The organism is Polaromonas eurypsychrophila, assembly GCF_014641715.1.
Lineage (GTDB): Bacteria > Pseudomonadota > Gammaproteobacteria > Burkholderiales > Burkholderiaceae_C > Polaromonas > Polaromonas eurypsychrophila.
The window spans coordinates 41,781-66,278 of record NZ_BMIG01000013.1 but is presented as its reverse complement, the minus strand read 5'-3'; the positions used below and the strand labels follow the sequence as shown (position 1 = coordinate 66,278).

Here is a 24,498-nt window from a genome sequence, read left to right as displayed (position 1 = left end):
GGCAAAGGAGAGAGCGCTTGCAGCCAACCAACGTAGACAATCCGTCCTATTTCCACAAGGTCGTTGATTGCCAATGGGCCTGTCCGGCCCACACCCCCGTTCCCGAATACATACGCCTGATTGGCCAGGGTCGTTATACCGACGCCTACATGGTCAACTGGGTGTCGAATGTGTTTCCCGGCATTCTGGGGCGAACCTGCGACCGGCCCTGTGAGCCGGCCTGCCGCCGCAGCCGGGTGGAAGAAAACAACGGTGAGCTGCCGGAACCGGTTGCGATCTGCCGCCTGAAGCGCGTGGCAGCCGACATGAAAAACGATGTCAGCCTGCGCATGCCCAAGGTGGCGCCCAAAAACGGCAAGCGGATCGCCTGCGTCGGTGCCGGCCCGGCCTCCTTGACCGTGGCGCGTGACCTGGCGCCGCTCGGTTATGAGGTCACGGTGTTTGATGGCGAAGCCAAGGCGGGTGGTTTTATCCGCACGCAGATTCCGCGGTTCCGCTTGCCCGAGTCGGTGATCGATGAGGAAACCGGCTACATCCTGGACCTGGGTGTGCAGTTCAAAAGCGGCCAGCGCATTGAGTCCATGCAGGGCCTGCTGTCCGAGGCTTATGACGCGGTGTTTGTCGGTTGCGGCGCGCCGCGCGGCCGCGACCTGCAACTGCCGGGCCGCCAGGAGATCAGCGACAACATTCACATCGGCATTGACTGGCTGGCCTCGGTGTCGTTTGGGCACACCACCAGCATAGGCAAGCGTGTGATTGTGCTGGGCGGTGGCAACACCGCGATGGACTGCTGCCGCTCAGCGCGGCGCCTCGGTGGTACCGATGTGAAAGTGATTGTGCGCAGCGGCTTTGACGAGATGAAGGCCTCGCCGTGGGAGAAGGAAGACGCCCAGCATGAAGGCATTCCCTTCCTGAACTTCCATGTGCCCAAGTCGTTTGAACACAGCGGCGGCAAGCTCACTGGCATGACTTTCGAAGTGGTCAAGGCGATGTATGACGCCAAAGGCAAACGCAGCCTGGTCGCCACTGGCGAGGCCGACGTGCTGGTGGCCTGTGATGCGGTCTTGATCGCTGTCGGGCAGGAGAACGCTTTTCCGTGGATTGAGCCGGGCAGCGGCATTCAATTTGACGAGTGGGGCCTGCCGGTGCTCGACAAGCAGACATTCCAGTCCAGCTTGCCCCAGGTGTTTTTTGGTGGCGACTCGGCCTTCGGGCCAAAAAACATCATCACGGCGGTGGCGCACGGGCATGAGGCCGCGGTATCGATCGACCGCTTTTTGCATGGTGAAGACATGGCCCGCCGGCCCGACCCGATGACCAACCTGATGTCCACCAAGATGGGCATTCATGAGTGGAGCTACGACAACGACACCTCGAACGACCTTCGTTTCAAGGTGCCCTGGGCCAAGGCCGAGGTGGCGCTGGCCAATATCCGGGTGGAGGTGGAACTCGGTTTTGACGCGGCAACGGCTTTCAAGGAAGCCGGGCGCTGCCTGAACTGCGATGTGCAAACTGTGTTTGCAGAGCCGGCCTGCATCGAGTGTGATGCCTGTGTGGACATCTGCCCGATGGACTGCATCAGCTTCACCGCCAATGACGAGGAGCCGGTGCTCCGCACCCACCTGAAAGCGCCTGCTCTCAATCTGGCCCAGGACCTGTATGTGTCCGGTGCGCTCAAAACTGGACGGGTGATGGTCAAGGACGAAGACGTCTGTCTGCACTGCGGCCTGTGTGCAGAGCGTTGCCCGACCGGTGCCTGGGACATGCAGAAGTTTTTACTGGAGACGACGCAGGCCGGGCCGGCTTGCCGTGATGCTGTTAAGCCTGCGGTTCGCGCCGGAGGAGTTTCAGCATGAAACGCATTGAAGCCGTCAACAACTTCGTTATCAAGTTCGCCAACGTCAATGGTTCGGGCTCGGCCTCCGCCAACGAGCTGTTTGCCAAGGCCATTTTGCGCATGGGGGTGCCGGTCAGCCCGCGCAACATTTTTCCCAGCAACATCCAGGGCTTGCCGACCTGGTACGAGGCCCGTGTCTGCGACAGGGGGTACCAGGGCCGGCGCGGCGGCATTGACATGATGGTGGCGATGAACCCACAGACCTGGGACGCCGATGTGGCCGAGCTGGAGCCCGGGGGCTACCTGTTTTATGACAGCACCCGACCCCTGCCACCTTCGAAGTTCCGCGATGACATCCACGTCATCGGCATGCCGTTGACCGAAATTTGCAACGCGGTTTACACCGATCCGCGCCAGCGACAGCTGTTCAAGAACATTGTGTATGTGGGCGCTCTGTCGGTGCTGCTGGAAATAGAGCCCGAGGTCCTCGAGAAGCTGTTCAGCGAGCAGTACAAGGGCAAGGAAAAGCTGCTGGCGTCGAATGTGCAGGCTTTGCATCTCGGGCGCGATTTTGCAAAGGAACACCTGCAGTCGCCACTGGGCATACGCGTACAGCGCAGCAACCAGGTGGGCGACAAAATTTTTGTGGACGGCAACAGTGCGGCGGCGCTTGGCTGTGTTTACGGCGGCGCCACCGTGGCCGCCTGGTACCCGATCACGCCATCTTCTTCCGTGGCTGAGGCTTTCCAGTCTTACTGCGCCAAGTACCGGGTTGATACTGAAACCGGCAGGCACAATTACGCCATCGTGCAAGCAGAAGACGAACTTGCTTCCATCGGCATGGTGGTTGGCGCCGGCTGGAATGGGGCGCGCGCTTTCACCGCCACCTCGGGTCCAGGCGTGTCGCTGATGACCGAGTTCCTTGGCCTGGCCTACTTTGCCGAGATTCCGGTCACCATCATCAACGTGCAGCGAGGCGGACCATCGACCGGCATGCCAACGCGCACCCAGCAGGCCGACCTGATCTCCTGCGCTTACGCTTCGCATGGCGATACCAAGCATGTGCTGCTGTTGCCGGAAGATCCCCACGAATGTTTTGAACATGCCGCAGCGGCGCTGGACCTGGCTGACCGGCTGCAAACGCCGGTGTTTGTCATGTCCGACCTCGATATCGGCATGAATCAGCGGCTGTGCCAGCCCTTCAACTGGGACGACAGCCGCAGCTATGACCGCGGCAAGGTGATGAGCGCAGAAGAGCTGGAAGCCGGCAAGGATTTTGGCCGCTACAAGGATGTGGATGGGGACGGCATCCCCTGGCGCACTTTGCCCGGCACGCACCCGACCAAAGGCAGTTATTTCACGCGTGGCACCACACGCAATGCTTACGCGCAATATTCGGAACGCGGTCCGGACTACATTTACAACGTGGAACGGCTGCTGAAGAAATTTGCCACGGCCGCCACCCTGGTGCCGCAGCCGGTACTGCGACCCGCAGCGCAAAAGACCCGGCTCGGTGTGATTTACTTTGGTTCTACCAGCCCCGCCATGAATGAGGCGCTGGATGTGCTGACGGAGGCCGGCATTCATCTTGACGCGCTGCGGCTACGCGCGTTTCCGTTCCCCTCCAGCGTCGTGCAATTCCTGGCTGAACACGACGAGGTGTTTGTGGTCGAGCAAAATCGCGATGGACAGATGCGCAGCCTGCTGGTCAATGAACTGGATGTGAACCCGGCGCGGCTTGTGCGGGTGTTGCATTTTGACGGGACGCCAATCACGGCTCGTTTCATCACCCAGGTCATCACCGCGCATGTTCAGCATGGGGTAATGAGCCCACAACGCGAAAGCAAGGAGCGTGTGTTTTGACTTACCTAACCAAACCAAAATTGCACCACCCCTCGCTGACCGCCAACAAGGTGGGCTACACCCGGCGCGACTACGAGGGAAAAATCTCAACCTTGTGCGCTGGCTGCGGGCACGACTCGATCTCGGCGGCCATCATCCAGGCTTGTTGGGAGCTTGACATTGCGCCGCACCGCGTCGCCAAACTTTCGGGCATTGGCTGCAGCTCCAAAACGCCGGATTATTTTCTGGGCGCATCACACGGTTTCAACACGGTCCACGGCCGCATGCCCTCGGTGCTGACGGGCGCCAATCTGGCCAACCATGAGTTGCTTTACCTCGGTGTGTCGGGCGACGGTGATTCCGCGTCAATTGGCTTGGGTCAGTTTGCCCATGCGATGCGGCGCGGCGTCAACATGGTGTACATCGTCGAGAACAACGGCGTGTACGGCCTGACCAAAGGGCAGTTTTCAGCGACTGCCGACCAGGGGTCCAAAAGCAAAAAAGGCGTGGTTAACAGCGACAGCCCAGTCGATCTGGTGGCGCTCGCGCTGCAACTTGGTGCCAGTTATGTGGCGCGCAGTTTTTCGGGCGACAAGGCGCAGCTGGTGCCGTTGATCAAAGGCGCCATTGGCCATGGTGGCGCGGCCTTCATCGACATCATCAGCCCCTGCGTGGCCTTCAACAACCATGCGGGCAGCACCAAGAGTTATGACTATGTGCGCGAGCACAACGAATCGGTGAGCCGCATTGACTTCATTACCGAGCGAGACGAAATCACCACCAGTTACGCCCCCGGTGAGATGATTGAGGTGGTGCAGCACGACGGCTCCAGCCTGCGCTTTCGCAAGTTGCAGTCGGATTACGACCCAACCGACCGTTATGCCGCCCTGAGCTACATGAATGCGCACCAGGCGCGGGGCGAGGTGGTAACCGGGCTGCTCTACGTCGATCCGCTGGTCACCGATTTGCATGTGGCACTGAATACCAGCGACACGCCGTTGAACCAGCTGGGCGCGGCGCAGCTGTGTCCTGGGGCGCGGGTGCTGGACAAGCTCAACACATCGCTGCGTTAGTTTTTATCTGGACCGGAGGGCAATCATGTCTGAACGTACCGTTTTTCAATCCATCCCGCACCGGCATGTGGTCAGCCTGCCGCCGCAGGCCAGTGTCTGGGATGCGGCCTGTGTCATGACCAAGGGCAACTGCGGTAGCGTGCTGATCATCGACGGCGCTGGTGTGATGCTGGGCATCCTGACCGAGCGCGACCTGATGACCCGGGTACTGGCCAAAGCCCTGAAAGCCGAGGCCACGCCGGTGTCGGAGGTGATGACGCCCCATCCCCAATGTGTGCTGCCCGAGATGACCGTGTCGGACGCTGTGCTGATTTTGCTGGAGCGCGGCTTTCGGCATTTGCCGATTGTCTCGGCAGCCGGAAAAATCCTGGGCGTCTTTTCGATCCGCGATGCCTTGCCCCGCGAGATTGACAGCGCCGTGAGCCTGGCCGAGTTTCGTGACTCGGTCAATGATGCGCTCGGTTAGATATTTTTTTGCAAACATATCGGCGATCAGCCCATACGGGCTTGCGTAAGCAGCTATAAAATCAATATCAGTTCCGAACTGGCACCACAACAGTCTGCGCCGCCACTCAGACGGTTTCTGCCGGTAAATCCTTCTGCCAGGCCTGCAGCTGCTGGCGCGTGCCGTCCCAGCAGTGCTGCAACTGAGGTCAAAGCGGCCCGATTCAATCTTGGAGAAATCCAGGATGTCGTTGATCACGCCCAGCAACTGGTCACTCGACAGGCGTATGGTTTGCAGGAAGTCGAGCTGCTCTGCGTCCAGCGAGGTTTCTGCCAGCAGCGCGCTCATGCCGACCACACCGTTGAGCGGCGTGCGTATCTCATGGCTCATGGTGGCCAGAAACGCCGCCTTGGCGCGCACCGCTTCTTCGGCGACTTCACGCGCTCGCACCAGCTCGGACTCGCGCGCCAGCAACTCTTCCTCGGCGGCGCGGGCCCGCTGGCTTTCGTTGTCGGCCTGCAGTTTTTCGGTGCGCAGGCGCTGGGCCACGCGGTTGAAGGCCAGCACCACTTCGCTCATCTCGCCGTGGGTATCGAGCAGCACCGGTGAACTGGCCCCGTCCCCCAGCATGCCCTCTGACGCCTCGCGCAGGCGCGTGACGGTGCGCATCACACCGGCATAAAACGCCAGCAACAGGTAAAGCACCGCCAGCACCAGGGCGGTGACAGACAGCACCACGATCAATACACGTTGCTGCAGGCCCTGTATGCGTGACCCCAGCAAGGTGTCCAGCTCGGCCGCTTAGCGTTGCCAGAGCATGTAGTTGGCCGACTGGGCGCGTGCCAGCAATTGGCCGGCCGTGTCCACTGCAGCGGGAGAACCGCCGGATGCGGTGAGCCCGCGCAGCGCGGCAATCGCCTCCCGGGTTGCCAGCTAGTAGGTCTGCATGGCGTCGGACAGGCGCAGCCTGAGCTGGCCGGTTTTCTCGCTTTTGAAAGCGGTTTCTGCGCCATAACGGGTGCGGGGGAGGTTGGACTCGATCAGGCCGCTCAGGCGGATCAGGTCAGTGTTCCGGGCGGCACGTGATGCAGCCGGGCCCTGGGCCTGCGTCAACAGGCGGGCCTTGAGCATCAGGTCGGCCGCGTCCGGCAGCTTGAGCAAGACACCTTCCATCATGTAGTAAGCGTCCAGATCAGGGTCAAGGATCAGGTTGGAACTGTCGCCCACCAGCGCCACCAGCGCGCTAATGTCGTCCTGGAGCTTGCTGTGGAACTCGTCCTTCGGCACCGGCGAACAGCAGGAAGATAAGCAGGAATTTGCGCGGGTAGGACAGCCGGTCCATCAACCGCCGCGCCGGCTGGAGCACAGCTGCCCGTATCAGGAGCCAGGGGCTAGGCTGACGGGCTGGCAGGGGTCAATGAGTGCTCCGGATTCGGGGTGTCAACGATCGTCCCGCAGTGTACGGGCGCGGGCAAGGGCGGCTGCTATCAGGCTGCGTTTGCGTGTGGCTTGCGGGTCAGGGCTTTCACCTTCTATGTCTGGCAAATCTTCCGATTTATCAAGTGATTTTGGCACCTGTCCCTTGTGCGGCGTGCGCCGCAAGCTATGAATTTCATAGCGATTTCGGGCCTGGGCAGCATCGGCCGGCGACCAGGCCGCCCATCCCGTGCGCTCTATGGTGACGTTTTCGAGGCTGATGCAATCGACAGGGCAGACCGGAATACACAACTCGCAGCCGGTGCAATACGGTTCAATCACGGTGTGCATGACTTTGTTGCTGCCGACGATGGCGTCGGTCGGGCAGGCGTCCAGGCATAGCGTGCAGCCTATGCACCAGTTTTCGTCGATAACGGCCAGGTGGCGCGGGCCTTCGCTGCCGTTGTCGGGGTTCAGCGGCAGCGAAGGCCGGCCGGTGATGACCGCCAGTCGGCTTATGCCTTCAGCACCGCCCGGCGGACATTGGTTGATGTCAGCCCCAGCGCCGCTGATGGCCTGTGCGTAGGCCGCGCAGTCCGGGTAGCCGCAGCGTGTGCACTGGGTTTGCGGCAGCGCTGCGTTGATGCGTTCGGCAAGCACGTCCACGGCATGGCCGCTTACTTTTTGGTGACGGATTTTTTCGCAGCAGCGCGTGGCGTAGTCACCGGGCTGCTGCGGGTTGCCGGTTTTGCTATTTTTTTAGGAGCTGCTTTTGCACGTCCGGCAAGGGCTACAGGCTCATTGTGCTCAAGAATGAAGGCCTTGACCTGCGGATAAACGATGTCGCGCCAGCGGCGGCCGCTGAAGATGCCGTAGTGACCCGCCCCTTTGACTTCCAGGTGTTTCTGGCGTGCCTTGGGAACGTTGTGGCACAGGCCGTGGGCAGCTTCCGTCTGGCCGGAGCCGGAGATGTCGTCGAGCTCGCCTTCAACCGTGAAGTGGGCCGTGGTAGTGATGTCCTCGGGCCGTACGCGTTCAAGCTGACCGGTGATGGACTTCACGTTCCAGGTGCCGTTGACCAGCTTGAACTCCTGGAACACGGTCTTGATGGTATCCAGGTAGTAGTCGGCGTCCATGTCCAGCACGGCGTTGTACTCGTCGTAGAACTTGGTGTGCGCTTCGGTGCTCGCGTCGTCGCCCTTGAGCAGGTCCTTGAAGTAGTCGTAGTGGCTGGTGGCATGGCGGTCCGGGTTCATCGCGACGAAGCCGGTGTGCTGCAGAAAGCCGGGGTAAACGCGGCGGCCGGCGCCGGGGAAGTTGCCGGGCACCTTGTAAATCACATTGTTCTCAAACCACTCATAACCCTTGGTGGTGGCCAGGTTGTTGACCGCCGTCGGGGACTTGCGCGCGTCGATCGGTCCACCCATCATGGTCATGGACAGCGGTGTGGTTTCGCCCCGGCTGGCCATCAGCGAGACGGCGGCCAGCACCGGCACGGTCGGCTGGCAAACGCTGATGACATGACAGTTGCCGTAGATGCCTTGCAGGTGGCCGATGAACTCCTGCACATAGTTGACGTAGTCGTCGAGCGAGAAGGAGCCGTCAGACAGCGGCACGATGCGGGCGTTTTTCCAGTCGGTGATGTAGACCTTGTGGTCTTTCAGCATGGTGCGCACGGTGTCGCGCAGCAAGGTGGCGTAGTGGCCGGACAGCGGCGCCACGATCAGCACGGCGGGCTGACCCTTGAGTTTGGTCAGCGTGGCCGGATCGTCGGTGAAACGCTTGAAACGGCGCAACTCGCAAAAAGGCTTGTCGAGCTCAATCCGTTCATGGATCGCGATGTTGGTGCCGTCCACATCCACCGTAGTGATGCCGAACTGTGGTTTTTCGTAATCCTTGCCCAGCCGGTAAATCAGGCTGTAGCCGGCGGAAATGCGCTGGGCCAGCGGGTTCTGGCCGAAGGGCGAACCTGGGCTGCTGTAGATTTTGGCGGCGGCCTGCGCGAAGTCGACAAAGGGCTCCATCAGGGAGCGCTGGGTTTCATAGACTTGGTAAAGCATGCGGGAGACCTTTGGCAACGAGGTATGTTGCAGTGCAGCAAATAATAACAGGTACGCTTATCAATGAATGGAGGGCAAACACCAATAAAGCTGGGTGTTCTGGCGTGCCCCAGCCCTTGTTTTTTCGCCTTCTGCGGATACTTACTGGAAACTTGCCGTGCAACTGGATTGTTTATGACCGAGATAAGCGGCGCTGCGCCGCAGGACCCCTGGGGTTCACTGAAAAAATCTGACCGCATGCCGGTGTTGTTTGTCGGACACGGCAGCCCGATGAACGCCATCGGCGACAACGAATACAGTCGCAGCTGGCAGGCGCTGGGCGCGCAGTTCGGCGCCAAATACCCGCCACCTCAGCTGATTCTGTGCATTTCTGCACATTGGCTGACCGAAGGCTGGTGGCTGACGGCAATGGACCAGCCAAAAACCATTCACGACTTTGGCGGCTTTCCGCAGGAACTGTTCGACCAGCAGTACCCCGCGCCCGGTGATGCGGTCGCCGCGCGCGCCCTCAGCCATCAGCTGCGGCAGCGCGGTTCCGCGCCTCTGGGCCTGGACGAAACCGAGTGGGGGCTGGACCATGGCACCTGGTCAGTGCTCAAGCCGATGTTCCCTGGCGCCACCATCCCGGTGATGCAGCTCAGCATGGACTACAGCCGCGCGCCCGAAGAACACTATGCGCTGGCCAGGCAGCTCAAGGGCCTGCGCGAGCGCGGCGTCTTGATTGTCGGCAGCGGCAACATCGTGCACAACCTGCGCCAGGCCCAGCGCGGCGCCGCTGGCAACCAGGCCTACGACTGGGCGCTGGAGTTCGACCAGACCACGGGGGGCCATCTGCAGCAGGGAAACCTGAACGCACTGCAGAACTTTCTGAAGCTGGGCCAACTTGCCAAAATGGCCCACCCCACGCATGAGCATTACCTGCCGCTGCTGTATGCGGCCGGTGCGGTTGATGGGGGCGAGCAGTCGCAATTTTTCAACACCAATTTCCAGCTCGGTTCGATCTCCATGCGGTCCGTGGTCTGGGGCTAATGCAGTGTTGCACGCTATCTGGATCATAAAAACGCGTCTTTTGCGCCAGGGCCGCGTTGTAAATCCGCGCGATACCGGGGGTATCGCTGTGGTTTGCGCCTTGCCCTGACCCAAAACCCATCATTTTTATTTGTTCCATCAAGCATCCAACACCGCACTAGGACCTTTACACCATGCCAAGCCGCCAAACCGTACAAGCCTTCATCGCCATGGTGGAGCAGGGCCACTACGTTGAAGCCATTGAACAGTTTTATGCGCCCGACGCCAGCATGCAGGAAAACAGTCAGCCGCCACGCCGTGGCCGGGACACGCTGGTCACTTACGAGCGCGCCGTGATCGCGGCCTGCCGCGCCATGCGCACCTTGCCGGTCGAATCGTTTCTGGTCGATGGCGACTTCGTCGTGATTCACTGGGTGTTTGAGTTCACCCGGCATTCGGGCAAAACCATGCGTATCGATGAACTGGCGCACCAGCGTTGGGAAGGCGAACAAATCGTTGAAGAACGCTTTTTCTACGACCCTGTGGCTGCTGTTGCGGAGTAGATGCTTCTGATTTGCTATCAATTCATGAGCTGATTGCGCCCGTCTGGGTTGGGCTGGATGCCAATTCTTCCCATCAATCGCGCCAAACTCAGCCCGTGTTTTGGCTATATGCGCTGTAGAGCATAAATTTAGAACGATATATTCTTTTGAGTTTTAACGATGACTCCCCAAAATGCATTTTTCGAATATGCATGCACAGGAGTCACCATGAAAAGCCTCTCATCCAGCAATAACTCGCCCCGGCCTTGAAGATCGGTCGGCAAAGTGCGTTTCATCATCGTTCCCGGCTGGCGCGACTCTGGCCCCGGCCACTGGCAAAGCCTGTGGGCCGGGCGGCTGGACAATCCCGTGCGCGTCAAGCAAGAAGACTGGATCACGCCCAGCCGCAAGGCCTGGGTCGCCACACTGGCGCAGACCATCCTGTTGCAGCGTGAGCCGGTGGTCATCGTGGCGCACAGCCTGGGCTGCATCGCCACCGCGCATCTGCCGGTCGAGGCCAGCGCCGCGGTTCATGGCGCCTTGCTGGTCGCGCCGGCCGACCCCGAACGGCGCTCCATCCTGTGCGACTTTGCGCCCGTGCCCTATCAGAAGCTGCCTTACCGCAGCGTGCTGGTGGCCAGCAGCAACGACCCCTGTTGCCCGGTGCGTCTGGCGGGGGCGTATGCGCGGGCCTGGGGCAGCGAGTTCGTGCGCATCCAGGACGGTGGCCACATCAATATCGAATCGGGCCACGGCGAATGGCCGCTGGGCGTGGCCCTGTTGCAGTCGCTGGCCGGTGACCTGGATGTCGCCTCCCGCCTGCATTCCCCTTTTTTTTCTCCCCCTGTTCCCCTGGAAACTGTATGACCACCAAAATCAAACTCGCCCTCGCTTTCATCGCTCTGGCCAGCGGCGGCCTGGCCTCCGCCCAAACCTTGCTCAATGGCTCGTATGACGTGGCGCGCGAGTTCTACAAGGACTACAACGCGGCCTTCATCGCCAACTACAAGAAGACCACCGGCAAGGACATCAAGATCGACCAGTCGCATGCAGGCTCCAGCGCGGTGGCGCGATCGGTAGCCGACGGTTTGGATGCCGACGTGGTGACCATGAACACCACCACCGACATCGAGTTCCTGGCCGAGAAGGGCCTGGTGGCCAACGACTGGACCAAACGCTTCCCCAACGACGCATCGCCCACCACCTCGACCATGGTGTTCCTGGTGCGCAACGGCAACCCCAAGGGCATCAAGGACTGGGCCGACCTCGTCAAGCCCGGTGTGCAGGTGATTGTGGTCAACCCCAAGACTGGCGGCAACGGACGCATGGCCTACCTGGCGGCCTGGGGTTCGGTGCGCAAAAGCGGTGGCAGCGATGCGCAGGCCGCAGAATTTGTAGGCAAGCTCTACAAAAATGTTCCCATCCTGGCCAAGGGTGGCCGCGACGCGACCTCCATCTTTTTGCAGCGCAACACCGGTGATGTGCTGATCACCTTTGAATCGGAAGTCCTGTCAGTAAACCGCGAATTCGGTGAAGGCAAGGTCGATGCGGTGTATCCGTCGGCCAGTATCGTGGCTGAAAATCCGGTCGCCGTGGTCGAACGCACTGCCGCCAAGAAGGGCTCAGGCGAGCTCGCCAAGGCCTACCTGAACTACCTGTATTCGGACGAAGGCCAGGAAATTGCGGCCAAACATGCGATCCGTCCGCGTTCGCCGGCTGTGCTCAAAAAGTACTCGAACGTCTTCAAGCCGGTACAGCTCTTTACGGTCAAGGACTATTTCGGCTCGCTCGGTGAAGCGCAGAAGATTCACTTCAACGACGGCGGCCAGTTCGACAAGCTCTACACCGTTCGTTAAAACATGGCCGCAATTGTTTCAGCGGCGCCGCTTGCTGCGGTGCCGGTCCGGCGTACCTCGAAAAAGGTGCTGCCGGGCTTTGGCCTCACGCTGGGCTACACGCTGTTCTACCTCAGCATCATCGTGCTGATCCCGCTGTCGGCGCTGCTGTTCAAGACCTTCTCGCTGACATGGGATCAATTCGTGACGGCGGTGACCTCGCCGCGTGTCATGGCGTCCTACCGCCTGACCTTTGGCGCTTCGCTGTTCGCCGCGGTGGTCAACCTGGTGTTTGGTTTGCTGCTGGCCTGGGTGCTGGTGCGCTACAAATTTCCGGGCAAAAAAATCGTTGATGCACTGGTTGATTTGCCGTTTGCGTTGCCGACTGCGGTGGCTGGCATCTCGCTGACCGCCATCCTGGCCGGCAACGGCTGGATCGGCCAGTACCTCGAACCCCTGGGCATCAAGCTGGCCTTCACGCCGGCCGGCGTGGTGATCGCCCTGATCTTCATCGGCCTGCCGTTTGTGGTGCGCACGGTGCAGCCGGTGCTGGAAGACGCGGAGAAAGAGCTCGAAGAAGCCGCGACTTCTCTCGGCGCGACCCGTCTGCAAATTTTCACCAAGGTAATCCTGCCGCACATCACGCCGGCGCTGCTGACCGGCTTTGCCATGGCCTTTGCGCGTGCCATCGGTGAATACGGTTCGGTTATTTTTATCGCTGGCAACATGCCCATGATCTCCGAAATCACGCCTCTGATCATCATCGGCAAGCTGGAGCAATACGACTACGCCGGCGCCACCGCGGTGGCCGTGGTGATGCTGGTGATTTCCTTTGTGCTGCTGTTGGTCATCAATGGCCTGCAGGCCTGGCAGCGGCGTAATGCGGGAGCACCCGCATGACCCCACCGACCCCCACGCTCGGCACTGGCGTGTCCTCCCTGCCCCCCGAGGGGGCTGTGCTTGCTCGGGGCGGCCCTTCGCGGCGCACGGCAGCTGCTCGCGCGAGCACCACCGAGTCGCCGTGGGTGCGCTACACCCTGATCACCGTTGCGCTGGTCTTTGTGTTGCTGTTTCTGGTGCTGCCGCTGGCCGCCGTGTTCACCGAAGCGCTGCGCAAGGGCTTTGGCGCCTACCTTGCCGCCTTGAAGGAACCCGACGCCTGGTCCGCCATCCAGCTCACGCTGATTGCCGCCGCGATTGCCGTTCCGCTAAACCTGGTGTTCGGCGTCTCGGCCGCCTGGGCGATCGCAAAGTACGAGTTCCGCGGAAAATCGTTTTTGACGACCCTGGTGGACCTGCCGTTTTCGGTCTCGCCGGTGGTGGCGGGACTGATGTATGTGCTGGTTTTCGGCGCCCAGGGCTGGTTCGGCCCCTGGCTGGCAGCCAACGACATCAAGGTGATTTTTGCGGTGCCAGGCATTGTGCTGGCCACCGTGTTCGTGACCTTTCCCTTCATCGCGCGCGAGCTGATCCCGTTGATGCAGGCCCAGGGCAGCGAGGAAGAGCAGGCCGCGATTGTGCTGGGCGCCACCGGCTGGCAGACCTTCTGGCATGTGACCCTGCCCAACATTAAGTGGGGCCTGCTGTATGGCGTGATTCTGACCAATGCGCGGGCCATGGGCGAGTTCGGCGCGGTGTCGGTGGTGTCCGGCCACATCCGCGGGCAGACCAACACCTTGCCGCTGCATGTGGAAATTTTGTACAACGAATACCAGTCGGTGGCTGCTTTTGCGGTGGCCTCGCTGCTGGCCTTGCTGGCCCTGGTGACGCTGCTGATCAAGTCGGTGGCTGAATGGCGCGCCGAGCAGGAGCTCAAAGCCGCCGCCGAGCTGCCACCCGAACGGCCGCCAGCCGCCGCCACCGCCGGCGCGACCTGAACACAAGAAACGAGAACCCTCATGAGTATTGAAATCCGCAACATCAGCAAACACTTCGGCAACTTCCAGGCGCTCGGCGACGTGAGCCTGGACATCGAGTCCGGCGAACTGGTCGCCTTGCTCGGCCCTTCGGGCTGCGGCAAAACCACCTTGCTGCGCATCATCGCCGGACTGGAAACGGCCGATCAGGGCAGCATTTTGTTCAGCGGGGAAGATACCACCGATGTGCATGTGCGCGAGCGCCAGGTCGGCTTTGTGTTTCAGCATTACGCCTTGTTCCGCCACATGACGGTGTTTGAAAACGTCGCCTTCGGCCTGCGCGTCAAACCGCGCGGTCTGCGCCCGAGCGAGGCCGAGATCAAACGAAAGGTACACGAGTTGCTGGGCCTGGTGCAGCTTGACTGGCTGGCCGACCGCTTTCCCTCACAGCTCTCGGGCGGTCAGCGCCAGCGGATTGCGCTGGCACGCGCGCTGGCGGTCGAGCCCAAGGTGCTGCTGCTGGACGAGCCTTTCGGCGCGCTGGACGCCAAGGTGCGCAAGGAGTTGCGCCGCTGGCTGCGCCGCCTGCACGACGACCTTCATGTCACCAGCATTTTTGTCACGCACGACCAGGAAGAGGCGCTCGAAGTCGCCGACCGTGTGGTGCTGATGAACCAGGGAAAGGTCGAGCAGATCGGCTCGCCGCAACAGGTCTGGGACCACCCGGCCAGCCCCTTTGTGTATGGCTTTCTCGGCGATGTCAATCTGTTCCAGGGTCGCGCGCATGAAGGCAAGATCCAGCTCGAAGGCATGCGGCTGGATTCACCCGAACACAGCGCTGCGCAAAATGCGAAAGCCTTTGCCTATGTGCGCCCGCACGACTTCGACGTCCAGCGTTATTCTCCCGGCGCCGAAGGCATTGCCGCGCAACTGAGCCGCGCGATCGTGATCGGACCGATTGCCAGGCTGGAACTGATCCCTTCAGAAGACAGCGGCCAGGCCGATCCCCTGATCGAAGCACAAATTCCGTCGCAGCAGTACCGCGACATGGGCCTGCGCGAAGGCGACCTGCTGGTCTTGAGCCCGCGCCACGCGCGGGTGTTTGTGGATGCGGGGCAGGGGATTTGAGGGGGGGAGAAAAGACTCTGCTCACATGGACTTAGGAAGAGGCCTACAAACCGGGCGTTGATCCGCAGGGAAAATTTCTTCAAAGTTGCTGCTTCAACAGGCTTTTCACTGGTGAATCAGGCTCTTAATTTCTCAAATCAACATTTTTTACGGGAGTTCCCATATGCTGAAAAACACCTTCGCTGTCGCACTTGTTTCTGTCAGTGCATTGGGCCTGAGCGCTTGCGATGTCAAAAAAACCCAGGAAGGCAACATCACTGTGCCTAAAGTTGAAGTCACCAAGACCCAGGAGGGTGACATCACGCTGCCCAAGTACGACGTCAAGACACCGGACGTCAAAGTCGGCACGACCGAAAAAACCGTGGCTGTTCCTACCGTCAAGGTGGAAGAGAAAAAAATCGAAGTGCCCACTGTGACGGTGACGCCGGCCAAGTAAATCCCATCCTGTGTTCGTTCAAGGTGCCGCACGGATTTTTCCGTGGCGGCACTTTTTGTTTCAGCAGACAGCGAACGCTTGCCCGAGCCGGGGCTCTTTTGCCGGCAGGGAACTTATCAGCGCCTAAACTCACGAACATCGGACATTTGCCACATTGAGATTTAAAGGACCGTGATGTTGTTGACGTATTTCGAAGCCGCGCCGCGCCGTGTGCTGGCGCTGGTATCGGTGGCCTGTGTGGCCATGCTGGCTTTTGGTTTGTACCTGCAGCATGTCGTCGGGCTGGAGCCGTGCCCCATGTGCATCGTGCAGCGTTATGCGCTGGCGCTAGTGGCGATTGTTTCCGGCATCACGGCCTTGGCGAATAAAAAAGGTTTGCGCATGACGGGCTCGGCAGTGACGCTGCTGCTGGCCGGCTTCGGCGCCTTTGTGGCGGCGCGCCAGAGTTTCCTGCAGTGGTACCCGCCCGAAGAGGCTTCCTGCGGCCGCGATTTTTACGGAATGATCGAGATGTTTCCGCTACAGCGCGTGATTCCGATGATCTTCAAGGGCAGCGGCGACTGCACCAAGATCGACTGGACCTTCCTGAGCCTGTCGATTGCCAACTGGTCGTTTCTGTGTTTTGCCGGCATCGCGCTGGTGATGCTGGCCCTGCTGCTGATCCCCACGCGAGAGACAGGGCGCAAGCCAGGTTGATGGAGCTCAGGGTGGCAGCGGTGCCACCCGCGCCGGCACCAGCACAATTTCAAGGCTGCCGCCAGGGTTGTGGCTGCGCAGCCGCAACTCATCATGGCTCAGATTGAGAATGTCGGTTTTGTACTCCTGCGAGCCCTCAATCATCGTCAGCATGCCGTTTCTGTAAGTCCAGGCGCCGAAGGCAGCCTTGCTGTTGGGTGAAGTGATCACCAGTGTGCCGTCGGACAAAAACGCGTACAGCATGCCAGGTGCCACGCCCGTCGAGAGGTTGACCTCCCACACCTTGTTGATGAAGCCTGGCTTGACATTGGATGGCGGGCCTGCCGGCGGGTAGGCTGCGGCCGTGTCAGGATTTTTGGAGCAAGCCGCAGCCAGCAACAAGGCAGCGATGCCGCCAACCCGCCGAGGCGCAATTTTCATTGTGTGTGACTCCAAAAAAATTGATTTTCTGCCTTTGCTGGAAAAGGTGTAATACTGTACATATAAACAGTATGTTGCCGCCTTTTTCCATGCCCGAATTTTTACCTGCCGTCACCAGCCTGGCCTGTTCCCCGGGCGGAGTGCGCGCCATGCCTGCGGAGCTTTCGTGGGGACCCGGCGTCTGGCGCGCCGGCGAGTTGGGCGGCAGTTGCCTGCAGGCGCTGGACACCGGTTACACCGCCCTGAATGTGGTGCTGCCCGGCGGCGGCTGGCCGCAGGGCGCGCTGGTCGAGGTGCTGCAGGCGCAGGTCGGCCAGCACGAGTGGGGGCTGGTCGCACCGGCCCTGGCTGGCCTGCAGGCGACGGCGCCAGGCAAGCTGCTGGTGCTGGCGGGCGCGCCGTGCCAGCCCTTTGGTCCGGCGCTGGGGGCACGCCAGCTCGACATGTCGCGCCTGCTGAGTGTGCAGTCGGCGCAGGGCGACGCTCCGGCGCTGCTGTGGGCCACCCGCGAGGCGCTGCAATGCGCCGACGTGGCGGCCGTGCTGGCCTGGCTGCCCGATGTACGCAGCGCGCATTTGCGCCGCCTGCAGATCGCCGCGCATGCGCACAACAAGCTGCTGTTTGTCTTCAGGCCGCCGCGCGCGCAGCAGGAGTCCTCGCCCGCGCCACTGCGCCTGCTGCTTGAAGGCGTGAACCAGGAGGGCGGCAACCTGCGGGTGCATGTGCTCAAGCGGCGCGGCCCGCCACTGAGCGCGCCACTGTTGCTGGAAACTCGGCCGGCCCGGCTCACGGCGCTGCTGGCGGCCAGCCGCGAGCGCGCCCGCCTCAAGCGGGAAGAAACCTCGCCACTTTTTCTACAGGCAAATGTCCATGCGTTGCTGGATCGCATTGCACACCTCGATCCCCACTGAGCCCGGCATCGGGATGCTGGACGAGGCAGACGCGCAGCGTGCGGTGGCCAGCATGGCTCTGGGCTTCACGCCGCGCGTGGCGCTGCTCGACGAAGCGGTGTTGATGGACGTGACCGCAAGCCTGCGCCTGTTCGGTGGTCTGGCGCGGCTGATGCAGCAGCTAGAACAGCGCCTGCTTGCTTTTTTTGAATCGAATCATTGCTCAGCCCTTGTCCGGCGGTCGCAAGGCGCTACTTCTTTGATAGCAATGGCACGCCTGCGCATGAAGGCCGGGCAGGGCGCCGGGCCGCAGCAGCGCGTGGCCGACTTGCCCATGCATAGCCTCAGCGCGGCGCGCCCGCACCTGGGCGTGCTCGAACGCATCGGCTGCCGCACCTGGGACGACCTGCTGCGCCTGCCGCGGGGTGGTGTGGCCCGGCGTTTCGGCGCGGAGTTGCTCGAAGCGCTGGACCGCGCGCGTGGTACGGTCGCCGACGAGTACAAATGGCTGGTGTTGCCCGAACACTTCGAAGAAAAAATCGAACTCGACGCGCTGGTCATCCATGCCCCGGCGCTGATGGCCGGCGCCCTGCGCCTGCTGGCCCGGTTGCAGGCCTGGCTGTTGGGCCGGCAGAGCGGCCTGAGCGCGCTCAGACTGACCTGGCACCTGGACAAGCGCAGGGATGTACCGCCTATCGGCGAGCTGGAAGTGCGCACGGCCCAGCCCGCGCAGGATCTGCGCCACGTGGCGCGGCTGGTCGCCGAACAGCTGGCGCAGCACAAATTGCCGGCGCCAGTGCATTCCCTGAGCCTGCAGTCGCTGGTGACCGAGCCGCTGGCCGATGCGGCTGCCGCCACCGCCAGCCTTTTGATGGCGGAGCGCAAGCAGGGCGACAGTGCGCTTGAACTGATCGAGCGCCTGAGCGCGCGCCTGGGCGAGGCGCAGGTGCAGGCCTGGCAGCCTGTGGCTGACCACCGGCCCGAACACATGCAGCGCTGGGTGCCGGCCCAGGGCGCTCTCAAATCGATAGCTGCCAGCGCAAACCTGGAAAGGGCCAGAGGCAAAAAAGACTTGAAAATTTCGGCAATACCCGTCACCAGGACCGAGGCGCTGTACCCGAGCTGGCTGTTGCCCCAAGCGTTGATGCTGGCCGTCGCGGGCAACAGCCCGGTGTACCAGGGCAAGCTGGTGCGGCTGGCCGGTCCGCAGCGGCTGGAAGCCAGCGGCTGGTTGATGCCTGATTTGCCTTCCAAGCCGCCGGCCATCCGCGACTACTTCATCTACCGCAGCCAGCAGGCCGGCTTGCTGTGGATTTACAGCGAACGCCTGGCGCTGAACAGCTCCGGAGCCGGGCCGCGGCGGGCCTGGTTTCTTCACGGCTTTTTTGCCTGACGCGATGCTACGCACTCTACCTTCCGAGCTTCCCGATTACGCGGAATTACACGCGCTGAGCAACTTCAGCTTCCAGCGTGGCGCCTCGCATGCGCAGGAGCTGGTCGAGCGCGCCGCCGAGTTGGGTTACCGGGCGCTGGCCATCACCGACGAGTGTTCGGTCGCCGGCGTGGTGCGTGCGCATGAAGCGGCTAAAGAACTGGGGCTCAAGCTGCTGCCGGGTGCTGAATTCCTGGTGCAGGCGCCGCAGCCTTTTCGGTTGGTGGTGTTGCCGCACAACGCCGGTGGCTGGGGCAATCTGTGTGAGTTCATCACCGCGGCCAGGCAAGCCGGCGATGTGATCGACAAGGGCAGCTACCGCGTCGCGATGGGAGAGACCGATTTTGCGCTGCTGGCTGATTGCGAGGTGCTGCTGTGCCCTTTGCCGGATGCTATCAATACAGAAGCGCTTTACGCCCACGCCGTATGGGCTATCGGCCTTTTTGGCACACATGTTTGGCTGGCCGTGGAGCTGCTGCAGGGACTGGACGATGCGCTGCGGCTGCAGCAACTGCAGCAGGTGGCGCAGCGCACTGGCATCAGCCTGGTAGCCGCCGGCAACGTGCTGATGCATGTGCGCTCGCGCAAACCGCTGCACGACGTGATGACCGCCATCAAGCTGGGCCGGACCGTGCATGAATGCGGGTTTGAACTGCAAGCCAATGCCGAGGCGCATTTGCGCCCGCGCATGCGCCTGAGCGACATCTACCCGGCCGGGTTGCTGCGCGCCACGCTGGTGGTGGCGGCACGCTGCAGCTTCAGTCTGGACGAGATCCGCGCCATGTACCGCTACCCGCAGGAAGACATGGTGCCCGCTGCTGAGACACCGGCGCAATGCTTGCGACGCCTGACCGCCGAGGGTGCCGAGGGCCGGTTTTCGGCTGGCGTGCCGCCGGAGATTCAGACCCAGCTTGACTACGAACTGGCCCTGATTGAAGAGCTGCAGTACGAGATGTTTTTCATCACAGTGCATGACATCGTGCGGTTTGCCAATGCGCAAAAAATCCTTTGCCAGGGGCGTGGCTCGGCGGCCAATTCGGCGGTATGTTATTGCCTGGGCGTGACGGCCGTCAATCCGGCAGAAAGCAAGCTGCTGTTTGAGCGCTTCATCAGCCGCGAGCGGCGTGAACCACCCGACATTGACGTCGACTTCGAGCACCAGCGGCGCGAGGAAGTCATCCAGTACATCTACGGAAAATACGGCCATGACCGGGCCGCCATTGCCGCCACTGTCATCAGCTACCGGCCGCGCAGCGCGCTGCGCGACGTGGGCAAGGCGCTGGGCATGGCGCCCGAAGTCATCGAGCAGTTTGCCAAAGAGCATTTCTGGTTTGACGGCAGCGAAGCATTGGCGCAAAAACTGGAAGAGGCCGGTGTGCAGGCGCAGACGGGCCCGGTTTTGCAGTGGCTGGAGCTGGCCTTGCAACTGATCGGTTTTCCGCGCCACCTGAGCCAGCATGTCGGTGGTTTTGTGCTGACCCAGGGCAAGCTGACACGGCTTGTTCCGGTGCAGCCGGCTTCCATGGAAAACCGCCGCATCATCCAGTGGGAGAAGCACGATCTGGAGGTCATGGGTCTGCTCAAGGTGGACGTGCTGGCGCTGGGCATGCTGTCAGCCATTCGCCGTTGCCTGGACATGGTGAATCAGGAACGCGGCAGCGATCTTGAAATGCACACCCTTCCGATCCAGGACGGACAAACCTACGACATGATTTGCGAAGCCGACACCGTGGGCGTGTTCCAGATCGAGAGCCGCGCGCAGATGTCCATGCTGCCGCGTTTGCAGCCGCGCAACTATTACGACCTGGTGGTGCAGGTCGCCATCGTGCGGCCGGGGCCGATCCAGGGCGGCATGGTGCACCCTTACCTGAAAAACCGCGAGATTGTGCGCAGCGGCGGCGAGATCGCTTTCAGATACCCGGAGCTCAAAGAAGCGCTGGGCCGCACCCTGGGTGTGCCGATTTTTCAGGAGCAGGTCATGCAGATCGCCATGATTGCCGCCGACTTCACGGCCGATGAGGCCGACCAGTTGCGCCGTGCCATGGCCGCCTGGAAACGCAAGGGCGGAGTCGAGCACTTTCACGGCCGCCTGGTGGGCCACATGATCGACAAAGGTTATGACCCCGAATTTTCAGAACGCATTTTCAGCCAGATCCGGGGCTTCGGCGCATACGGTTTCCCCGAAAGCCACGCCGCCAGTTTTGCCAAGCTGGTGTATGTGAGCTGCTGGCTCAAGTGCCACGAGCCGGCGTGTTTTCTCGCCGCCATGCTCAACTCACAACCGATGGGTTTTTATGCACCCTCGCAATTGGTGCAGGACGCGCGCAAGCATGGCGTCGAGGTGCGCGCGGTGGACGTGACCACCAGCCAGTGGGATTGCACGCTGGAACCCGCTGAAAACAAACCCCCACCGCCCTATCCGGGTATCCGGGAAAACCAGCCGGCCGTCCGCCTCGGCCTGTGCCTGGTGGCAGGCTTGCCGCAAGCTGCTGCCCTGCGCATTGAAGAAGCTCGCGCGCAAGCGCCGTTCACATCCACCGAAGACATTGTTTCGCGCGCGCGGCTGGGCACGCTGGAGATCAACGCGCTGGCTGCTGCCGATGCCTTGCTGACGCTGGCCGGCCACCGGCGTCAGCAGGTCTGGGAAGCTGCCGCCATCCAGTCCGCGCCCGAACTGCTCAAGGCTGTGCCGACCCACGAGACCGCGCTGCAATTGCCCGCCACCCCCGAAGGCGAAAACATCCTGTTTGACTACCAGTCCACTGGCCTGACCTTGCGGCGTCATCCTCTGGCCTTGCTGCGCCCACGCCTGGCCAGGCGCGGGCTGCTGAGCGCCGGTCAATTGAACGCGCTGCCCAATGGGCTGGAGGTGGCCGCCTGCGGCATCGTCACCGTGCGCCAGCAGCCGCAAACCGCCAAAGGGACGATTTTTGTGACACTCGAAGACGAGACCGGCCCGGTCAATGTGATCGTCTGGAAATCCTTGCGTGAAAGCCAGCGCGCCGAGGTGCTGCATGCGCGGCTGCTGGCGGTGTACGGCGTGTGGCAGCGCAGCGAGGAAAGCGGTACCGCGCCGGGTTATGGTGCGGTGCGCAACCTGGTGGCGCAGCGGCTCGAAGACCTGACGCCGCTGCTGGGACGGCTGGGCACCTCAAGCCGGGACTTTCATTGATCCGTGCCATGGGTGCGATTTGAGCGTCAAATCAGCCTCCAGCCCATAGCGGGTAGGCGCAGGCAGCTATCAAAAGTGTAGCGATAAGAGCCTAGGGGAGCTTCTGGGTGGCAGCCCAAAATTTGTCGCGGTCGGTGGCATGGTCAATTTCATTGGCCAGCGCCTCACGCAACGCCTTCAGCGCGGTATGCCGGGCCACCTGTTTTTTGACCAGCACCTTCGCGAGCGGGCCAATGACCTGGCTCAGCGCGCGCTCCAGGTGCGAGAGCTGCGCCGCGGTGAACCATGGTGAGGACACCGGGACCGACCGCCCGCTGTTGCTGCCGCTGGTGTGATCGCTGAGGCTTCGGCTGACCGGCTGGCTGAAGTCCGCGCGCGGTCGGCTGGCAGTGTCTTGCCGGCTGCTGGAAGAAAAAACGGGCTGGGTTTTGTGGCTTGGCGGATGGATAAACAACTCGCGCGCTTTTGGGTCTGGAATCGAGACCGCCAGCAGCTCGCGCAAACTCTGGGCGCCGACGACGCGTGGCAGTGCCTTTTTAAGCAGCACCTTGGCCAGCGGCCCGATGCTGCGCGCCAGCTCGGATTCGATTTCAACCAGCACCTCCGGCGTCAGCGAAGACAGCGTGGCAAAAGACGCAGTGTTTTCAAACTCGCTGCTGCGCAGCGTGGCTGGCGCAGGTCGCGATTGCGGGTCCAGCACCGCATAGATGTCGTGCGAGCGCAGATGCTTGTCCAGGTGCGGGCCGAGCGGGCTGAAGATGCCGGCGGCGTTGTCGGTGATGCGCGAGATCACCTCGTGGTAGGCGCGCGACACCACGATCTGGTTGGGCTGGGCAAAGTCCACGATGCGTTGAGCCACGTTGATGCCATCGCCCACCACATTGACGCGCTGGTTGACATCGGACAAGATGCGGATCGGCCCCAGGTGCACGCCGATGCGCACCGAGTGCATTTTTCCGTACTTCTGCAGCAACAAGCCACGCAGCAACAGCGCCGACTGGAGCGCGTCTTCGGGATCGCCGAGAAAACAGGTGGCCACGCCCTCACCAGAGTCGATAACGATATGGGACGTCTGCGGCACGCCCTTGAGGGCCTTGCTGAGCAAGTCGTTGAAGCGTTCCTTCAGTGCCGCCTGCTGCTCAACCGAGTGCCGCGAATAAGCCACCATCTCCAGGAACATCACGGTGACGAGCACGTTTTTGCGCTGCGTGTCAGCGCTGCTGCCGGGAACCGACTGCGCGTTGGCGGCAAAGGCCAGCACGTTGCTGTCGGGGCCGGGCAGGCTGTCAGCCGGCGCGCGGCTGGCCGGCGTCAGCAGGCCGGTGGCCGAATGTTCGGCCGCCACCAGTGCGACGCGCAGCTCGGCCACGGTTTGTGGCCGGTATTTTTCGTCGGGGCGCAAGGCCCAGTCAATGGCGCGCAGCACGCCGGTACTGAAAACGGCTGCGTCCCCGATGGCCAGCGCCGCCGGCAGGCTGTCGTCCTTCACACGTGCGGCGGAATCCAGCGGTTTTTGCCCGGTGGTCATCCAGTACATCACCGCGCCCAGCGAATAGATGTCGCTCCACGGCCCCTGCTTGCCCTTGCTGTGGTACTGCTCGAAAGGCGCAAAACCGGGGCTCACGATGTTGGTCAGATCGCGTCCGCTGGTGGTGCGGCGGGCTGCGCCGAAGTCAAGCAGCACCGGTGTGCCGTCACCGCGGATGTAGATGTTGTCGGGTTTGATGTCGCGGTGCAGAAAGTCGAGCTTGTGCACGGCCTCCAGCCCATCGAGCAGCGGATAAATCACCTTCAGCAGCGTGACCAGGTCCAGCGCTGGCTGGCGCGCCAGCCAGCGTTTGAGCGGGTCACCCGATTCGTACTCCATGACGATGTAGGCGGTGCCGTTTTCCTGGAAGTAACGCAGCACGCGTGCGATGTTGGGGTGGCGAAACGAGGCCAGCGCGCGCGCCTCGTCAAGAAAACGCTCCAGACCCCACCGAAACTGCTGCTCGCCCTCGGGCGCGCGCACGCGCACCGTCTGGTCGGCAGCGCGCACGGTCAGGTCGCCAGGGAAATACTCCTTGATCGCGACCGGCAGTTCAAGGTTGATGTCGCGTGCCAGGTAGGTGATGCCGAAGCCGCCGCCGCCCAGCGTTTTTTCGATGCGGTATTCGAACACCTTGTGCCCTGCGGGCAGGGCGGCCTCGTCCACGCCTGGCACTGGAGGGCGGGCGCCAGGGGCGGGTCCAGGGCTCATGCTGCCCCCATCTAGTGTCCTGTCCCAAAAATAAAGGCGATATGAAATCGCCCATTCAACCGCCATGCGGCGTTGCTCGTCGTTGCCATAGCTACGGCTATGTCTCCTCCTCCCGCCTTGCCTGACAGCCGAATGGACAATTTCATTTCATCACCTTATTTGCAGGACAGG

The 24,498-nt window shown here is 62.0% G+C and carries 21 protein-coding genes and 1 pseudogene; 16 read left to right on the top strand and 6 right to left on the bottom strand.

The genetic code is table 11. The features are described from left to right. Nucleotides 1-17: 17 nt before the first annotated feature. The 4 genes from IEX16_RS15810 to IEX16_RS15795 are packed head-to-tail and all read left to right on the top strand — an operon-like array spanning nucleotide 18 to nucleotide 5,218. Complete coding sequence (locus tag IEX16_RS15810; RefSeq protein WP_188709447.1) at nucleotides 18-1,856, top strand: FAD-dependent oxidoreductase; 1,839 nt, start codon at nucleotides 18-20, stop codon at nucleotides 1,854-1,856. Beyond that, nucleotides 1,853-3,700: a 2-oxoacid:acceptor oxidoreductase subunit alpha gene (locus IEX16_RS15805; protein ID WP_188709446.1), complete on the top strand. Its 1,848-nt coding sequence runs from the start codon at nucleotides 1,853-1,855 to the stop codon at nucleotides 3,698-3,700. Before IEX16_RS15810 ends, IEX16_RS15805 begins: the two co-directional genes overlap by 4 nt. Then, nucleotides 3,697-4,752, top strand: coding sequence for a 2-oxoacid:ferredoxin oxidoreductase subunit beta (locus tag IEX16_RS15800; protein WP_188709445.1), 1,056 nt, complete (start codon nucleotides 3,697-3,699; stop codon nucleotides 4,750-4,752). The genes IEX16_RS15805 and IEX16_RS15800 overlap by 4 nt, the downstream gene beginning before the upstream one ends. A 25-nt stretch (nucleotides 4,753-4,777) precedes the next feature. Further along, nucleotides 4,778-5,218: a CBS domain-containing protein gene (locus IEX16_RS15795; RefSeq protein ID WP_188709505.1), complete on the top strand. Its 441-nt coding sequence runs from the start codon at nucleotides 4,778-4,780 to the stop codon at nucleotides 5,216-5,218. 207 nt (nucleotides 5,219-5,425) lie between these two features. Here IEX16_RS15795 and IEX16_RS20260 read toward each other — a convergent pair. The 4 genes and pseudogenes from IEX16_RS20260 to IEX16_RS15775 form a co-directional block, all read right to left on the bottom strand. Further along, nucleotides 5,426-5,776 (bottom strand): annotated as a pseudogene (locus tag IEX16_RS20260) (histidine kinase dimerization/phospho-acceptor domain-containing protein); the annotation flags it as partial. Between the two features lie 354 nt (nucleotides 5,777-6,130). Then, nucleotides 6,131-6,484: a hypothetical protein gene (locus IEX16_RS15785; RefSeq protein ID WP_188709444.1), complete on the bottom strand. Its 354-nt coding sequence runs from the start codon at nucleotides 6,482-6,484 to the stop codon at nucleotides 6,131-6,133. A gap of 153 nt (nucleotides 6,485-6,637) precedes the next feature. Beyond that, a complete protein-coding gene (locus IEX16_RS15780; RefSeq protein WP_188709443.1) occupies nucleotides 6,638-7,279 on the bottom strand; it encodes an RnfABCDGE type electron transport complex subunit B in 642 nt (213 codons plus the stop codon). An 11-nt stretch (nucleotides 7,280-7,290) separates the two neighbouring features. Continuing rightward, nucleotides 7,291-8,673 (bottom strand): polyhydroxyalkanoate depolymerase, encoded by a 1,383-nt coding sequence (locus IEX16_RS15775; protein WP_188709442.1) that lies wholly within the window; start codon nucleotides 8,671-8,673, stop codon nucleotides 7,291-7,293. A gap of 174 nt (nucleotides 8,674-8,847) precedes the next feature. Here IEX16_RS15775 and ygiD point away from each other — a divergent pair, with 174 nt between their 5' ends. The 9 genes from ygiD (at nucleotide 8,848) to IEX16_RS15730 (ending at nucleotide 16,174) form a co-directional block, all read left to right on the top strand. Beyond that, nucleotides 8,848-9,702: a 4,5-DOPA-extradiol-dioxygenase gene (gene ygiD, locus IEX16_RS15770; protein ID WP_188709441.1), complete on the top strand. Its 855-nt coding sequence runs from the start codon at nucleotides 8,848-8,850 to the stop codon at nucleotides 9,700-9,702. Between the two features lie 173 nt (nucleotides 9,703-9,875). Next, the gene (locus IEX16_RS15765; protein WP_188709440.1) at nucleotides 9,876-10,244 is read left to right on the top strand and encodes a nuclear transport factor 2 family protein; all 369 of its coding nucleotides are present in this window, start codon (nucleotides 9,876-9,878) and stop codon (nucleotides 10,242-10,244) included. A 264-nt stretch (nucleotides 10,245-10,508) separates the two neighbouring features. Beyond that, nucleotides 10,509-11,090, top strand: a complete 582-nt coding sequence (locus tag IEX16_RS15760; protein ID WP_188709439.1) for an RBBP9/YdeN family alpha/beta hydrolase — start codon at nucleotides 10,509-10,511, stop codon at nucleotides 11,088-11,090. Further along, nucleotides 11,087-12,079, top strand: a complete 993-nt coding sequence (locus tag IEX16_RS15755) for a sulfate ABC transporter substrate-binding protein (protein WP_188709438.1) — start codon at nucleotides 11,087-11,089, stop codon at nucleotides 12,077-12,079. Before IEX16_RS15760 ends, IEX16_RS15755 begins: the two co-directional genes overlap by 4 nt. A gap of 3 nt (nucleotides 12,080-12,082) precedes the next feature. After that, on the top strand, nucleotides 12,083-12,958 hold the full coding sequence (gene cysT / locus IEX16_RS15750; protein WP_188709437.1) for a sulfate ABC transporter permease subunit CysT: 876 nt from the start codon (nucleotides 12,083-12,085) through the stop codon (nucleotides 12,956-12,958). After that, complete coding sequence (gene cysW, locus IEX16_RS15745; protein WP_229676388.1) at nucleotides 12,955-13,935, top strand: sulfate ABC transporter permease subunit CysW; 981 nt, start codon at nucleotides 12,955-12,957, stop codon at nucleotides 13,933-13,935. Before cysT ends, cysW begins: the two co-directional genes overlap by 4 nt. Before the next feature lie 21 nt (nucleotides 13,936-13,956). Further along, nucleotides 13,957-15,042: a sulfate/molybdate ABC transporter ATP-binding protein gene (locus tag IEX16_RS15740; RefSeq protein WP_188709436.1), complete on the top strand. Its 1,086-nt coding sequence runs from the start codon at nucleotides 13,957-13,959 to the stop codon at nucleotides 15,040-15,042. 163 nt (nucleotides 15,043-15,205) lie between these two features. After that, nucleotides 15,206-15,478 (top strand): hypothetical protein, encoded by a 273-nt coding sequence (locus IEX16_RS15735; RefSeq protein WP_188709435.1) that lies wholly within the window; start codon nucleotides 15,206-15,208, stop codon nucleotides 15,476-15,478. Nucleotides 15,479-15,652: 174 nt separating this feature from the next. Beyond that, the gene (locus IEX16_RS15730) at nucleotides 15,653-16,174 is read left to right on the top strand and encodes a disulfide bond formation protein B (protein WP_188709434.1); all 522 of its coding nucleotides are present in this window, start codon (nucleotides 15,653-15,655) and stop codon (nucleotides 16,172-16,174) included. A gap of 6 nt (nucleotides 16,175-16,180) precedes the next feature. On the opposite strand, the gene IEX16_RS15725 is transcribed toward IEX16_RS15730, so the two are convergent. Further along, complete coding sequence (locus IEX16_RS15725) at nucleotides 16,181-16,594, bottom strand: hypothetical protein (RefSeq protein ID WP_188709433.1); 414 nt, start codon at nucleotides 16,592-16,594, stop codon at nucleotides 16,181-16,183. Between the two features lie 149 nt (nucleotides 16,595-16,743). Here IEX16_RS15725 and imuA point away from each other — a divergent pair, with 149 nt between their 5' ends. Genes imuA through IEX16_RS15710 form a run of 3 tightly spaced genes read left to right on the top strand, consistent with a single transcriptional unit; the run spans nucleotide 16,744 to nucleotide 22,088 of the window. Next, entirely contained in the window at nucleotides 16,744-17,505 is a 762-nt protein-coding gene (gene imuA / locus IEX16_RS15720) for a translesion DNA synthesis-associated protein ImuA (protein ID WP_229676387.1), read from the top strand. Beyond that, nucleotides 17,465-18,877, top strand: a complete 1,413-nt coding sequence (locus IEX16_RS15715) for a Y-family DNA polymerase (protein WP_188709432.1) — start codon at nucleotides 17,465-17,467, stop codon at nucleotides 18,875-18,877. The genes imuA and IEX16_RS15715 overlap by 41 nt, the downstream gene beginning before the upstream one ends. Nucleotides 18,878-18,881: 4 nt before the next feature. Continuing rightward, nucleotides 18,882-22,088 (top strand): error-prone DNA polymerase, encoded by a 3,207-nt coding sequence (locus IEX16_RS15710; protein WP_188709431.1) that lies wholly within the window; start codon nucleotides 18,882-18,884, stop codon nucleotides 22,086-22,088. A gap of 91 nt (nucleotides 22,089-22,179) precedes the next feature. Here the strand turns inward: IEX16_RS15710 and IEX16_RS15705 are convergent, their stop codons facing one another. Further along, nucleotides 22,180-24,327, bottom strand: coding sequence for a protein kinase domain-containing protein (locus IEX16_RS15705; RefSeq protein WP_188709430.1), 2,148 nt, complete (start codon nucleotides 24,325-24,327; stop codon nucleotides 22,180-22,182). Between the last annotated feature and the right edge of the window lie 171 nt (nucleotides 24,328-24,498).

Coding starts and splice junctions, on each gene's coding strand:
- IEX16_RS15805 (WP_188709446.1), top strand. CDS start 1,853: ATGAAACGCATTGAAGCCGTCAACAACTTCGTTATCAAGTTCGCCAAC.
- IEX16_RS15795 (WP_188709505.1), top strand. CDS start 4,778: ATGTCTGAACGTACCGTTTTTCAATCCATCCCGCACCGGCATGTGGTC.
- IEX16_RS15775 (WP_188709442.1), bottom strand. CDS start 8,673: ATGCTTTACCAAGTCTATGAAACCCAGCGCTCCCTGATGGAGCCCTTT.
- ygiD (WP_188709441.1), top strand. CDS start 8,848: ATGACCGAGATAAGCGGCGCTGCGCCGCAGGACCCCTGGGGTTCACTG.
- IEX16_RS15765 (WP_188709440.1), top strand. CDS start 9,876: ATGCCAAGCCGCCAAACCGTACAAGCCTTCATCGCCATGGTGGAGCAG.
- IEX16_RS15755 (WP_188709438.1), top strand. CDS start 11,087: ATGACCACCAAAATCAAACTCGCCCTCGCTTTCATCGCTCTGGCCAGC.
- cysT (WP_188709437.1), top strand. CDS start 12,083: ATGGCCGCAATTGTTTCAGCGGCGCCGCTTGCTGCGGTGCCGGTCCGG.
- cysW (WP_229676388.1), top strand. CDS start 12,955: ATGACCCCACCGACCCCCACGCTCGGCACTGGCGTGTCCTCCCTGCCC.
- IEX16_RS15740 (WP_188709436.1), top strand. CDS start 13,957: ATGAGTATTGAAATCCGCAACATCAGCAAACACTTCGGCAACTTCCAG.
- IEX16_RS15735 (WP_188709435.1), top strand. CDS start 15,206: ATGCTGAAAAACACCTTCGCTGTCGCACTTGTTTCTGTCAGTGCATTG.
- IEX16_RS15730 (WP_188709434.1), top strand. CDS start 15,653: ATGTTGTTGACGTATTTCGAAGCCGCGCCGCGCCGTGTGCTGGCGCTG.
- IEX16_RS15725 (WP_188709433.1), bottom strand. CDS start 16,594: ATGAAAATTGCGCCTCGGCGGGTTGGCGGCATCGCTGCCTTGTTGCTG.
- imuA (WP_229676387.1), top strand. CDS start 16,744: ATGCCTGCGGAGCTTTCGTGGGGACCCGGCGTCTGGCGCGCCGGCGAG.
- IEX16_RS15715 (WP_188709432.1), top strand. CDS start 17,465: ATGCGTTGCTGGATCGCATTGCACACCTCGATCCCCACTGAGCCCGGC.
- IEX16_RS15710 (WP_188709431.1), top strand. CDS start 18,882: ATGCTACGCACTCTACCTTCCGAGCTTCCCGATTACGCGGAATTACAC.
- IEX16_RS15705 (WP_188709430.1), bottom strand. CDS start 24,327: ATGAGCCCTGGACCCGCCCCTGGCGCCCGCCCTCCAGTGCCAGGCGTG.